The sequence below is a fragment of the Gottfriedia luciferensis genome, assembly GCF_001712755.1.
GTDB classification, from domain to species: domain Bacteria; phylum Bacillota; class Bacilli; order Bacillales; family Bacillaceae_G; genus Gottfriedia; species Gottfriedia luciferensis_B.
The window spans coordinates 154,812-168,699 of record NZ_MDKC01000003.1; the positions used below are offsets into that span (position 1 = coordinate 154,812).

Below are 13,888 nucleotides of genomic sequence, written 5' to 3' on the forward strand. Positions count from 1 at the left end.
TGAACATTGAATATTGAGTTATTAGGAATAATCGTTTTATGGATATTTCTATATGGATATATCATTATTGCATCAATTGACTTCGGTGCTGGATTCTTTGCTTATTATGGAAAAGTAACGAAAAAAGATCACTTAATAAATAATTTGATTAGTAGATATTTATCACCTGTTTGGGAGATAACGAATGTATTTTTTGTATTTTTCTTTGTTGGCATTATAGGTTTCTTTCCAAGTGTTGCATTTTACTATGGAACGGCTCTTTTAATCCCAGGGAGTATTTCACTAGTCCTATTGGCAATTAGAGGTTCATTTTATGCATTTTCTAACTATGGATCAAAGAAAAACAAGGTTTATTTATTTTTATATGGAGCGACTGGCCTATTGATTCCCGCTTCACTTTGTACGGTTCTGACCATTTCTGGAGGAGGGTATATAGTTGAAAAAAACGGAGTCGTTCAATTTTTAGCTAAAAACTTATTAACAAGTTTATACTCTTGGAGTGTAGTAATCATTGCAATCATCTCAGTCTTATATATTAGTGCAACATTTTTAACCTATTACGCAAGTAAAGCGAAAGATGAAAGTGCGCTGGAAATATTAAGACAATATGCTTTATATTGGACCGCTCCAACAATCCTATCAAGTTTTCTTGTTTTTGTTGGATTAAGAGATAATAATAATAGGTTTTATCAAAATATAGTTAATCATTATTGGTGGATGTTTTTATTATCATTAATTTGTTTTTTAATAGCATCTTCATTAATTTTACTAAAACGAAATTACGGTACAGCCTTTATATTTGTAATGCTCCAATTCTTCTTTGCTTTTTTCGGCTACGGGGCGGCGCACTTGCCATATATATTAGATCCATATATTACGATATACAATGGATACACTAATCAAACATCCGGTACCATGCTAGTAACTGTATTTGTCTTAGGGTTACTACTATTAGTTCCATCGCTATTGTTCCTATTTAAACTATTTTTATTTGATGCGGAGTATGTTCAAGGCAAAAAGTAAAGTGGGGGAGATGAAATGCACTCTTCTAATAAACATGAAAAGCGGCTTGTGCTTTTGTGTTTTATTGTAGCTTTTATTATGGGATTATCTTTTATTAGTAAATTTTTTCATTGAATAATGAGTAGAGTGGGGGCGCCAACATTTTTTATTTAGGCGTCTTTTTCTATGTTGATATATCGCTAAATAGGCTGTTGGAAACTTTAATAAGGGAAAGGTTGCAAATAAAAAAGGTGAATCTGCAAATAACATGCTAAATTCACCTAAAATGAAGTCGATTTTACATAGTAATACGTTTGTATTATAAAGTTTTATTAGTAAAAAGGGTGAATCTAAGCAAATAGTTTAAAATATAACCTTGTTCCCGCTACATTCATGCACTTTCTAAAACTTTTCCTTCTTTTACAAGTAGCGTACGAGTTGAAACATTATTTGCGAATTCCATGTCATGAGTAATGACTAGAATGCTCATACCTTCTTTTGCTAATTTTTTCATAATCTCTGCTATTCCGTTCGTTAGTTCAGGATCTAGTGCTGAAGTAGGTTCATCAAAGCAAAGAATTTTTGGCTCTAGTGCACAAGCTCTAGCGATCGCTACACGTTGCTGCTGGCCACCGGATAACTCGTTTGGTAATGAATTTACCTTATCACTAAGACCAACTTGTTTTAATAAATCTATTGCTCTTTTTTTAGCTTCTTCTTTATTCATACCTAGTACAAGAGTAGGGGCTTCAATAATATTTTCAATTACTGTTTTATGTGGGAATAAATTATAGTTTTGAAAAACGAGTCCAACGTTTTTTCTTACTTTTAAAAGATCTTTTTTAGATTTTATCATTTGGCCATCTATTTCAATTGATCCGCCATCGAAGCTTTCTAAGCCATTTATACAACGGAGTATTGTCGTTTTACCTGCTCCTGATTGTCCTAGTAGAGTAACGATTTCTCCTTTATTAACTTCAAAAGAGACTTCATTTAATACGGTTTGTTTATTAAACTGTTTTGTTAAGTTATTTACTTTTAACATATTTAGTCTCTCCTTATTTATAATATGAATATCGATTTTCTAATCGTTTAAATAAATTTGTTAATATTGCTGTTAATAGTAGATAAATAATACCAACGAAAACAAGAGGCAGTAGTGATGCGCTTGTATTAGATGCGATTTTAGCTACACGAAGCATATCATCAAGACCAACAACATATACAAGAGCTGAATCTTTTATAAGTGTAATTACTTCGTTTGAAACAGGAGGTAATACTTTCTTTGTCATTTGAGGCAGAATAATTCTTTTAAAAGTTTGACTGCGACTCAAGCCTAAAACCTCTGCTGCTTCATATTGACCTTTATCAACTGATTGAATACCAGCTCTGAATATTTCACCAAAATAAGCTGCATAATTCAGTACAAATGCAATAATAACTGTTGTAAAACGGTCAAAGACAATTCCGACTAATGGTAAACCAAAAAAGATAAAGATTAATTGTAAAAGTAGAGGTGTACCACGCATTAATAAAATATAAGAACTAATAATTGATTTGATTGCTGTAATATTTGAAAGTCTTCCAAGTGCAATGATGATTCCAAGTGGAATTGCTAACGCTAGAGTAATTAAGAAAACCTCTAGCGTTACTTTTAATCCATCAAGCATGGAAGGTAATAAAGATGTAATTTGTTCCATGATCGTAAGCTCCTTTTTATTTCAATGTACCGAACCATTTTTTATAAATTTTGTCGTAAGTACCATCTTTTTTCATAGCACTAATTTGTTTGTTAATTTTTTTAAGTAAATCAGCATCATCTTTTCTAACGCCAATTCCATACTCTTCTTCACCAAAGTTATCTTCTAAAATTTTGTATTTGTTTTGGCCTCTTTTGTTCATGTAATATCTAGCTAATGTTTCATCCGCTACAACCACATCTACACGTTTTGATTCTAAGTCCATTAAAGCTTGGTTGTTATTTTCATATAATACTGGTTTACTACCGTTAAATGATTTTACTAAGTTTTTCTCTTTATTAACTGCATCTAATGAACTTGATCCTTCTTGAATCCCAACATTTTTACCTTTTAAATCTGATTTTGTTTTTATTTTTGAATTTGCTAGGGTGATAATAACTTGTCTATTTTTTAAATATGCATCTGAGAAGTTTACTTTTTTCTTACGCTCATCTGTAATTGAATAGCCGTTCCAAATTGCATCAATATTTCCTGATTTTAATTCAGTCTCTTTCATTGACCAATCAATTGGTTGGAAAGTTACTTTCATATTTTCACGTTTAAATACTTCTTTTGCTAAATCAATATCAAAGCCTACAACCTTACCTTTATCATCTTTAAAGCCCATAGGTACAAAAGTATCATCTAATCCAATAACTACTTCGTTTGCATTTCGTTTTTCTTTTCCACAACCAGTTACAACTAATATTGAAATCATACAAATGATAAATGCTGACATTAATTTTTTATTCATTTTACTCTCTCCCTTAAAATATTCTTGAAAAACAAAAAACTCCCGACCTCTAGCTATATGAATAGCTAGAGGACGGGAGTATTACTCACGTGGTTCCACCTCTATTTATTGATACCTCACGATACCAACCTCTTCAAGTGCAGCAATTAAGCTATACTCTAGCACGATAACGGGTGCAGGGAATCCGGAAACAGTCTACTATCAAAAAGGGTTCGGTGCTCAGCTCAGAGATGTGTTCAAAATATTGTCTTACGCCCCTCGCACCAACCGGGAACTCTCTGTTTAAGAACTTAATACTTTTACTATTTCTCATCAATGCTTTTAAAATTAAATTTTCAAATATGTTCAATGCTGTAATTTTTATAAAATCAAACTAGTTTGTTTTGCGATGAACAAATAATATTACAGATTACAAACAACTGTCAACAAATTTCATTTAAAAAAACTGGGATTTTGTCAAAACTTGGACAGGAAATTTCTCGGGAAATATGGAAAATTGTCGATAGAATGCTGATAAAACTGATTGGGATTGTAAAATATTATCAATTCACACAAATAACATATACTTTATAAATTTCGATTAAAAACTATGATAAATTATCATTAAGGACGAGTGCTGTAACACTTGTTCTAGGCAATTAAATAAGCCGAGATGGTTTTATCTATGAAATTTTCTAAGAAGTAGCCCATGCCCAGTCAAAGTATAGGGGCTATTTCTTTTTTGTTGCGTTTATAATACTAACTACTAATTGGATCAATGCAACGAAAAGCGATATAAGAATTTTCTTATATTTAACAAAAAATTCATGCGCTCAAAGTATATCTAAAGAATCGTATGATATAATAAACATATATTAAAAAAGAACGAGTGCTGTTACACCCGTTCTAGGCAACTTAATAAGCCGAGATGGTTTTATCTTGTAAGTTCTAAGAAGTAGCCCATGCCGAGCAAAAGCATAGGGGCTATTTCTTTTTTGTTGCGTTTATAATACTAACTACTAATTGGATCAATGCAACGACAAAAGTCATTGCGATGAAGATTAGAGTAAGTATTTCAAGTGTTTGCATTGGCAGCACCTCCTTTCTACAAAAATGCGTAGAAAAGAAGATAAAACCAATTCCCCTATGCTATTCAATTGCCTAGTTTAATTATAATAAAATAATTAAGATTAAACTGAATCTATAATTATAAAATTTAAACAATTTCATGAAGTTTTAGAATGATTACAATTCTGTTCGGTTGGTAAAAATTGAACAGAGTGTTGAAATATTAATATCTTAAAAATTATTGTATGATAGGATTAGAGTTTTTTTAGAACGAGATATGTGGATATAGATAAATTAAATTAGGAGAGTAGAATGAGAAAATTTAAGAAAGTTTATATAGAGATTACAAATATATGTAATTTGAAGTGTAATTTTTGTCCGAGCCCAACGTTGGAGAGACCGTTGAAGTTTTTGGATGAGAAAGCATTTACTCATGTTGTAAATTCGGTTAAACCTTATACGGATCATATTTATTTTCATTTGATGGGTGAGCCCTTTTTAAATACAAAGCTCGGTAGATTTTTGGATATTAGCCATGAAAATGGTTTGAAGGTTAACATAACAACGAATGGTACGTTAATTAATAAGGTAAAGGATTTATTAATTGAATCCAAAGGTTTAAGACAAATCAATTTTTCACTTCATAGTTTTGAGGCGAATGATTTAACGAAGGATTTGCACGATTACATTGAAAATATTACGAATTTCATTAATGAAGCGAATGAAAAAAGCGATATGATTTGTGCAATTAGGCTTTGGAATATGGATAGTGAAGAATTAAGAGCAAGTAACTCATTGAATATTGATATATTAAATTTACTTGAGGAAAAATTAAATTTAGATTTTTCTTTAAGTGAAAGACTTCAGGAAACACATAATATTAAACTGCGCGATAAAATTTATTTAAATATGGCAGAAAAGTTCCAATGGCCAGACATGGGTAATGATATCATCGATGAAAATGTATTCTGCTATGGTTTAAGAGATCAGATCGGTGTATTAGTTGATGGAACAGTAGTACCATGTTGTTTAGATAGCGAAGGGAAGATTCCATTAGGGAATATTTATGAGACATCATTAGAAGATATTTTAAATTCTGAGCGTGCACGAGCAATCTATGATGGTTTCTCAAGGCGATGTGCAGTGGAAGAATTATGCAAAAGATGCGGTTATGCAAAACGACATAAAAAGTAATTTTTGGTAAAAAGCGCTTTCTTTTTAAAAGAAAGTGCTTTCTTATTTAAAAGCGAAAAAAAGCTATATTAATCCCTAAAATTTTATAGTAGTATAGTTTAGTCTGTTTAAAATTTTAGGAGGATTTACATCAATGAAAGAACAACAAATTAAAATAACTACTGCAGATCCATCTGCAATTGGTTTATTCGGTTTAGCGATGGTAACGCTTGTTGCCTCAACACAAAAATTAGGAATTACTGATGGTGTTTCATTAGTATTACCGTGGGCGATTTTTTTAGGTGCTATTGCACAATTATTTGCGAGTATCCAGGATTTTAAACATAATAATGTATTTGGAGCAACAGCATTTGGAGCATATGCATTCTTTTGGTTAGCTGTTGGTACTACTTGGTTAATCCAATTAGGTGTTTTTGGAGAAGCATTAATGAAAGCGGCTGATGTTAAGCAACTTGGTTTTGCTTTTGTAGGATATTTAATCTTTTCAATTTTTATGACAATCGGTGCAATGGAAACTCATAAGGTATTATTTATTATTTTTGTATTAATTGATTGTTTATTTATTGGGTTATCATTAAGTACATTAGGCTTTATGGAAGAAGCTACACATACTTTTGCAGCATATAGTGAATTAGGAATAGCAATTATGTCATTTTATGGATCGGCTGCAGCTGTTTTAAATAGTCACTTTGGAAGAGAATTTTTACCTGTAGGGAAACCTTTTGGGATATTTAAAGCGAAATAATAATTCAGTTTTAAATTAAATATTTTGGACTTTGTCTAAACACAAAAACCTTTACCACTCGAGTAAAGGTTTTTTTTATAAATATTTGTATTGTTTAGTTAGAAATGACAGATGATAATATCGTGCTTTTAATAAGTTAAAGAATGAAAGGTGGAAATACGTTTGACGACACTATTGTATATCACAGCACATCCTCACGATAAGTCTACTTCGTACAGTATGGCGGTTGGTGATGCTTTTATCGAGAGTTATAAAGCTGCACATCCTAATGATCAAGTAGTACATATTGACCTTTATAATGAAACGATTCCTCATATTGATGCTGAAGTGTTTGCAGGCTGGGGGAAACTTCAATCTGGAGGATCTTTTGATACACTTTCTTCAGGAGAGCAATCAAAAGTAGGCAGACTAAATGAGATTGTTACTCAATTTGCTGAAGCAGATAAATATGTATTTGTAACACCTTTATGGAACTTTTTATTCCCTCCAATTATGAAAAACTATATTGATGCAATTTGCGTTGCTGGTAAAACTTTCAAATATACTTCTAATGGTCCTCAAGGATTATTAGGTGGTAAAAAAGCATTGCATATCCAGGCACGTGGAGGAGTTTATTCAGAAGGACCAGCTGCAGGTCTAGAAATGGGACATCGTTATATTGGAGTGATAATGGGCTTCTTAGGTGTTCAAGACTTTAATGGAATTTTTGTAGAAGGTCAAAATCAATTCCCAGACCGAGCACAAGAAATTAAAGAACAAGCAATTCAAAAAGCTAAGGAAACTGCAAAGGATTTTTAATATGAGTACAACAAAAAAACTCACTTTTTTGTGAGTTTTTTGTTCTTTTTAGTTATATTCAGGAATTATCGTCTTCTAGTATTTTAACTTATTCATGAAACTGTTATGGGTAAGTTAATTACAAATATTAGCGTTTATAAGTCCTCATGAGTCGACTACTTCAAATTTTCTTCATTCATTTTCACCTTGCCAAATAGGTAAATAAATCCGAAATATGGATCCTTCATTTTCTTTACTACTTACTTTAATTTTACCTTTAAACTTTTCGATTATATTGAAGCAAACTGTTAGCCCAATCCCTGTGCCTCTTTCTTTTAGTGAGTAGAAGGGAGTGCCGAGCTTATCAACTGTTTCTTGGGACATTCCAATTCCTGTGTCTATGATTTCAATAAGTGCATATTCATTTTCTTGTAAGAGATTGATCGTTATAAAACCGGCATCATGCATCGATTCGATTGCGTTTTTCATCAAGTTAACGAGAACTTGTTTAAATTCAATTGGATTTATTTTTGTATAAAGTATTTGGTTTAAGTTTAAATGGAAACCGATGCTTTGGCTATTTGCCATGGAGGCAAGCAAATCAGTTACCTTCAATATTTCTTTATTTACTTCTACAACTTGTAGCGTTTCAGTTTGAGGTTTTGCTAGTGATAAATAATCATTAATAATAATTTGAGCGTATTCTAATTCTTTTAGCATTGCATCTACGTAGTATTTTTCGTCTGGGTTCATTGTTTTTGTTTTTTGAAAAAGTTGTGCAAAACCTTTTACGACGGTAATTGGATTACGAATTTCATGTGCAATCGTTGCAGCTAGTTGACCAATCGAATTTAATTGTTTCGCTTGTTGTATTTCCTTGTAATTGGCTTCTAAAGCTATTACCTTCGTCTCTGTTTGCAAAAATACAAATAAGAGTATTAATTGTATGGAAAGGAATTCTAATATATTGCCGATAGGGTCTAATGCTATATAAGAATATTTTTCTTTTAGATCGGTGAATGAGATTAGTAATACAAAAGTAGGGCCAATTATTATATTTAATGCCCAACCGATATAAAATGCTATCCGATTATATAAAAAAATCGTGAAAATTGGAATGATTGCTACAAAACTATACATTGTTGATGTGTCTGGGTATGTCCAAAATTTAATATACACATATAGTGATGAAATGGTCGTAAATAATACTTTCGAAAAAGTATTATCTCTTTTAATAAAATTGAATAAAGCAAAAATAACAATGAACATTAAGATAATTTGAATAATAAGTTCAATTGGATGATCCTTAAAAGTTAAAGGAGAGAGTGTAATTCCTACTAATAATAAGGAAGTGATTGAAGCCATAAAGAAAATATAAATTCGACGGCTCCTTTTGTTGTAGTACTCTGTATTTTTCATGCTTCAATCTCCGTTCTGAAAAGAAACTTTCAATAATATTTTACACTTTTCAGAAAATTATTTATAGATAAATTATGACAAAATTAATTAAAAAAAGACCAAAAAAGTGTTTTTTTTGGTCTCTTAATTTAAATTAATTAGAAAATGAAACAGTGATCGTTACAATCTCAGAAGGGTTACCTGTTCTAATTGGAGGTCCCCAAGTTCCAAATCCTGATGAAACGACAAAGTGTGAGCGTTCTTTTTGTAAATAGCCCCAATCAATTTCATAAAGTCGACGGGTAATTAAGTGATTTGGCATAAACTGTCCGCGATGTGTATGACCAGACACTTGTAAATCTACGCCTAATTGTGTTGGAATTTCTAAATGATAGGGTTGATGATCAAGTAAGATAATTGGTTTTGTATGATCGATTCCTTCAAGTAGTTCATGTAAATCTAAGCGTTTTTTACTTGCAAGGTCTTTACGTCCAACGATATAGAAATTGTTCTCAACGAGTTCTTTTTCATCTAATAAAATATGAATTCCAGCGTCCTTTAAATGCTTGGCAAGTAAATCTAAATGTCCACCATAATAATCATGATTACCAGGTACTGCGTATGTACCAATTTTTGGCTTTAACTTTTTCAACGTTTGAATCATATTTTCCTCAACAAATGGAGTAATATCTTCATCAATAATATCTCCAGCAATTAAGACTAAATCAGGGGAAAGTTTATTAATCTTTTCAACAAGAAACGCTAATCTTTTATTGGTGACTAATGTGCTTAAATGTAAATCTGAAACTAGTACAATTGATAGTTCTTTATACTTTTCATTTGTTTTTTCAACATTGATGTCATAATGTACAATCTGTGTATCTAGCGCACTTTTTCTACCTTTTGCGATAAGGCTTGCGACAAATAATATGACAATTGTTCCAAGTATCACAGTTATACTACTTGGTTTGAAAGATGTAAATTCTCTTAAAATCAGTCCAACTAAATCAGCAACGATGACAAAGAAAATTAAATAATAAAAGATGGCTAACCAGTATGCTCCAATTTTATGGATCGGTTTAAAGAATGATGTAGGAAGCTTACTTTTTAGAACTCTTGAAAGAATGTACGCAAAAGTTATTAACAGAAATACGATCCAATAGATTACTTTTATTGTTGGATTCATCCATTTACTTAGCAAAGCATTAATATAAATCCATCCATTAATACCTATGTAAAAATTAATTAGGAAAAAGAAAATCATAACCAAAATAATATTTAATACGATTCTTTTATTCATAGTGATCCCTTTCATACGATAGTGGTAAGGTACTTCTAGTATAAATGTTTAAACTTATAAACGCACCTTTTTCACTATCTATAAATTGTAAAAATATTAATCAAATTGTAAAAATATTAATCGACAGAATATGAAAAATAGTGTGTGTTATTAGGGGAAAATAAAGGATTTTTGGAATTATTGTCGTATTATATTTATGTTAGTTATATTTCGAAAATTTCGAATCTAGTGAGGATAAAAACGTGTTAATCGAAAAACTTTTGCTACATGTTTTAATCATATTAAGTCCAATATTAATATACAGTATTATTTATGAAAGGCATGGCTATAAAGATAAAATTTATCTTTTTGGTATGTTTCAGGCTGTAGCCGGTTTTTTTTGCATGGCCTTTCCATATCCAGCATATGGGTTGTTTTGGGATTTAAGATATATCCCACTAACGATTGCGTTTCTTTATTGCGGTTATCGCTGGGGGATCGTGACTTTTTTAGCGATCTTATTAGCTAGATTAATTTTAGGTGGAGACGCTACCATATTTGGTATCATCAGTATTACCTTATCCTCACTAGGATCTTTAATTTTATTCAAATGGTTTTGGACATTTAAACCTAAACAGAGAATATTAGCAACAGCTCTTATTAGTTTATGGCCTGCTTTAGTTCAACTAGGAATCTTATTTACTTTTTTAATCGTAAATAAGATTAGTTTTAAAAGCGATTACAGACTATTTGGGTTAGTTTTGATTTTTATTGTTATAGAGTTAATCGCAATTACTTTAGGAGCAAAACTGATTGAAACACTAATTGAAAATAAAATACTTCATAAAGAAATACAAAGAGCTGAGAAACTTAATACGTTAAGTGAAATGGCAGCTTCTATTGCTCATGAAGTTAGGAATCCACTTACAGTTGTTAAAGGTTTCCTACAATTAATGCAAGAAAGCAAAGACAATCAGTCTATGGAATATTTGCCACTAGTATTAAGCGAATTAGGTAGAGCAGAAGGAATCATTAATGATTATTTAAACTTTGCAAAACCACAATTTGAAAAAGTAGAAACGTTCAATTTAAAGCAATGTGTTTCAGATGTAGTCACCTTATTAGTTCCTTTAGCATTAAAGCAAAATGTTAAATTAAAAGGGGATACAGAAGTCGAAACATTTATCAATACAGATAAAAATCAATTTAAACAAGCACTAATAAACCTAATTAAAAATGCAATTGAGGCAACTAGCTCAGGGGGATATGTACATACGAAGCTACACGAAGAAAAAGATAAAACGGTTATTACGATTAGAGATAATGGAAAAGGAATGACTAAAGAACAGCTTTCACGTATTGGTACACTTTTCTATTCAACGAAAGAAAAGGGAACTGGCGTAGGGACAACAGTTTCTGTTCGAATCATTGAAGCAATGAATGGAACAATCACTTTCGAGAGTAGCGTTGATGAAGGAACAAAAGTAACAATTAAACTACCAAAGGTTGGGCCTAAAGAACGTAAAGTGAATGGATAATTGATTATATTTTTAAAATGGTAACACTTTAATGCAAAAATGTAAAAACGCTTAGAAGTAGACTAAGCGTTTCTGTTTATATGAGTTGTGTCCATAATATTATTTCTTTCTAGCAAACAAAACTGTCCAGCAATCTTTTTCAATAATACGAGATTGATGCTGAAGCTTATTAACGATGAATTTTACTAATTGATTTAGCTCTTCATCAGTGAGTTCATGAAGAATTGATCGACCTGTTCTAAGTAATAAATCACTCCGAAGTGATTCTAGGTCAATATAAATGCGTCTTGTTTCCCAAAGTTTTACTGTATTCTCTATATGAAATCCAGATGATTCTAATGCTGTGCGCATTTCTTGTGAATCATATCTTCTTGATATTTCTTTCGTTTTCAATTTTGGATAAAGGTCAAAAAAATAACCTCGTAAATGGCTATCATCTCCAGGAAGTAAACAATCTTCTGGCGTCCGGTCTTGTACGATTAATATTCCGTTCTTTTTTAGTAAACGATTTGCCTCATTGAAACAGGTATTTAAATTATCTAAATGATGGACTAAAGCTCTTTCCAAAACTACATCATAACTTGAAGATGGAAGTTTAGTATGATATGCATCTCCTTTACGAAAAGAAATGTTACTGTAGTCTATACAGTTTTCAGCAGCTCCTTTAAGCATTTCCTCTGAAAAATCTACCGCCGTAACGTGGTTTACTTTTAACTTAGTGAGAGCTTTCGAATAGATCCCTCCACCGCAGCCTATATCAACTGCGTCTTTTCCATGCAAATCAATGTTATCCCTCATTAACTGAGTCCAAGATTGATCAGCCTCTCTAGTTGTGTAAGTCTTATTATTTTGTGCATCGTGGAAGTTGATGGCCATTTAATTACCTCCCCAAATTTGAATCAGGTGCTTCTATATACTAGTATAGACGATGATATTACACTGAATTATATCAATAAGTTATTGGCATTAATAAGATATTTTTATTAAGAAAAGCGTTAGATAAAAAGGAATGGTGAAAATGGAAGATACAATAGTAAGATTTGAAAGCCTAAGAACGGAATTAATCAATCACTATGAAGCATCAAAAGGAAGTATCTTTGGCCATAAAGGATTAAAAATTCAAGGTAAAGTTTTTGTGTTCTATAATGAACCTAATATTGTTGTAAAGTTAAAGCCAGAAGATGTTGCAACAGCTTTAAAATTAAGCGGAGCAAAAAACTTTGACCCAATGGGTGGGAAACCTATGAGAGAATGGGTTGAAATTCCATACGGGGATCAACAGTGGTTTGATTATGCAATAAAAGGTATGACATACGTTAAAAGTTTACTAAAAAATTAATAACTAAAAATTTGTTTTTGATAAGCTATGGATGGAAATTTAATTATTTCTATCGCTTTAATGTTAAGGGAGAATGATATAAGTGAACAACCGTAGAGTAGCAGTTTCTTGGAGTGGTGGGAAGGATTGTTGTTTAGCATTAGATTTACTAATTAAAAATAAATATGAAGTGGCATGTCTAGTATCAATGGTATCGAAAAAGGATGAGAGGAATCATGCGCACGGGACTCCACTTGATTTCTTGCAAATGCAAGCAGATGCAATGGGAATTCCTCTTGTCATGATTGACTCAGCAGGTAAATACGAGGAGTCAATGATTAATGGACTTAAAACAATAAAAGATCAATTTGACCTTTCTGCGATTGCATTTGGTACTTTATATGTCGAGGAAGATCGACAATGGAATGAACTAGTTGCAACTAAGGCGGGACTTGAACCGATGTTCCCGGTGTGGATTAAGAAAAGTGAAACTACTAATTTACTGGACCAATGGCTTGCGACTGGATACGATGCAATTATTTGTAGGGCAAGAGAGAATATTTTCGATTCTACAATCGTAGGTAAGAGCTTAAATAAAGATTTAAAACAACTGTTCATTAGCAAAGAAATCTGTTTAATGGGCGAGAGCGGCGAATATCATACGTTTGTAATTGATGGATCAATATTCAAAGAGCGTTTAAATATAGTAGAGGCAGATACAATTCTAAATAGTGGATTATGGTCTTTAAATATTAAGGAAATACAAACGTCTATTAAATAGATTTGTATCGAGTTTTTTATAAAGATATGATAGTTTGAGATTGATATTAACATTGCTTTAGTCGAGTGCGTAGAAAAAATCTGTAACTGCAAATAAAAGTAGTAAAAGTGCAAATAAAAATCCCAAACTGTAATTAAAATTTGTAAAAATGCAAATAAAATCCTCGAAACTGCAATTAAAAATCCTGAAACTGCAAATAAAAATGACAAAACTACAAATAAACCGCCTAGACCATCTAATCAATGGCCAAATCAGTATAAATTTACTAGATTCAAATAAGTCCAATCAAATCAAAAACAAGCTAAAATCACTTAAA

General features: G+C 31.4%; 13 protein-coding genes and 1 other annotated feature. Of the genes, 7 read left to right on the plus strand and 6 right to left on the minus strand.

Annotated features, from left to right (window positions below; all coding sequences use genetic code 11):
• The first annotated feature begins 6 nt into the window (after positions 1-6).
• Positions 7-1,023 carry a cytochrome d ubiquinol oxidase subunit II gene (locus tag BED47_RS05215; RefSeq protein ID WP_025569211.1) on the plus strand — a complete coding sequence of 339 codons (1,017 nt, stop codon included), beginning with the start codon at positions 7-9 and terminating at the stop codon, positions 1,021-1,023.
• A gap of 370 nt (positions 1,024-1,393) precedes the next feature.
• On the opposite strand, the gene BED47_RS05220 is transcribed toward BED47_RS05215, so the two are convergent.
• Genes BED47_RS05220 through BED47_RS05230 form a run of 3 tightly spaced genes read right to left on the minus strand, consistent with a single transcriptional unit; the run spans position 1,394 to position 3,495 of the window.
• A complete protein-coding gene (locus tag BED47_RS05220) occupies positions 1,394-2,047 on the minus strand; it encodes an amino acid ABC transporter ATP-binding protein (RefSeq protein ID WP_069032730.1) in 654 nt (217 codons plus the stop codon).
• A gap of 13 nt (positions 2,048-2,060) precedes the next feature.
• A complete protein-coding gene (locus BED47_RS05225; protein WP_069032731.1) occupies positions 2,061-2,702 on the minus strand; it encodes an amino acid ABC transporter permease in 642 nt (213 codons plus the stop codon).
• 16 nt (positions 2,703-2,718) lie between these two features.
• Entirely contained in the window at positions 2,719-3,495 is a 777-nt protein-coding gene (locus tag BED47_RS05230) for an amino acid ABC transporter substrate-binding protein (RefSeq protein ID WP_069032732.1), read from the minus strand.
• A gap of 65 nt (positions 3,496-3,560) precedes the next feature.
• Positions 3,561-3,820: a binding site (T-box leader), on the minus strand.
• 1,034 nt (positions 3,821-4,854) lie between these two features.
• Here BED47_RS05230 and BED47_RS05235 point away from each other — a divergent pair.
• The 3 genes from BED47_RS05235 (at position 4,855) to BED47_RS05245 (ending at position 7,279) form a co-directional block, all read left to right on the plus strand.
• Positions 4,855-5,736, plus strand: a complete 882-nt coding sequence (locus BED47_RS05235; RefSeq protein ID WP_069032733.1) for a radical SAM/SPASM domain-containing protein — start codon at positions 4,855-4,857, stop codon at positions 5,734-5,736.
• Between the two features lie 133 nt (positions 5,737-5,869).
• Positions 5,870-6,481, plus strand: a complete 612-nt coding sequence (locus BED47_RS05240; RefSeq protein WP_069032734.1) for an acetate uptake transporter — start codon at positions 5,870-5,872, stop codon at positions 6,479-6,481.
• Positions 6,482-6,643: 162 nt separating this feature from the next.
• Positions 6,644-7,279 (plus strand): FMN-dependent NADH-azoreductase, encoded by a 636-nt coding sequence (locus tag BED47_RS05245; protein WP_069032735.1) that lies wholly within the window; start codon positions 6,644-6,646, stop codon positions 7,277-7,279.
• A 171-nt stretch (positions 7,280-7,450) separates the two neighbouring features.
• Here BED47_RS05245 and BED47_RS05250 read toward each other — a convergent pair whose 3' ends face one another.
• Together BED47_RS05250 and BED47_RS05255 are read right to left on the minus strand one after the other, a co-directional pair.
• Positions 7,451-8,677 (minus strand): sensor histidine kinase, encoded by a 1,227-nt coding sequence (locus tag BED47_RS05250; protein WP_069032736.1) that lies wholly within the window; start codon positions 8,675-8,677, stop codon positions 7,451-7,453.
• A 133-nt stretch (positions 8,678-8,810) separates the two neighbouring features.
• The gene (locus BED47_RS05255; protein WP_069032737.1) at positions 8,811-9,956 is read right to left on the minus strand and encodes a metallophosphoesterase; all 1,146 of its coding nucleotides are present in this window, start codon (positions 9,954-9,956) and stop codon (positions 8,811-8,813) included.
• 242 nt (positions 9,957-10,198) lie between these two features.
• On the opposite strand from BED47_RS05255, the gene BED47_RS05260 reads away from it, so the two are divergent.
• Positions 10,199-11,473: an ATP-binding protein gene (locus BED47_RS05260; RefSeq protein ID WP_069032738.1), complete on the plus strand. Its 1,275-nt coding sequence runs from the start codon at positions 10,199-10,201 to the stop codon at positions 11,471-11,473.
• Between the two features lie 99 nt (positions 11,474-11,572).
• On the opposite strand, the gene BED47_RS05265 is transcribed toward BED47_RS05260, so the two are convergent.
• Positions 11,573-12,349 (minus strand): class I SAM-dependent methyltransferase, encoded by a 777-nt coding sequence (locus tag BED47_RS05265; RefSeq protein ID WP_069032739.1) that lies wholly within the window; start codon positions 12,347-12,349, stop codon positions 11,573-11,575.
• Positions 12,350-12,491: 142 nt separating this feature from the next.
• On the opposite strand from BED47_RS05265, the gene BED47_RS05270 reads away from it, so the two are divergent.
• Entirely contained in the window at positions 12,492-12,812 is a 321-nt protein-coding gene (locus BED47_RS05270) for a hypothetical protein (RefSeq protein ID WP_069032740.1), read from the plus strand.
• A gap of 82 nt (positions 12,813-12,894) precedes the next feature.
• Positions 12,895-13,572, plus strand: a complete 678-nt coding sequence (locus tag BED47_RS05275; RefSeq protein ID WP_069032741.1) for a diphthine--ammonia ligase — start codon at positions 12,895-12,897, stop codon at positions 13,570-13,572.
• Positions 13,573-13,888: the final 316 nt, after the last annotated feature.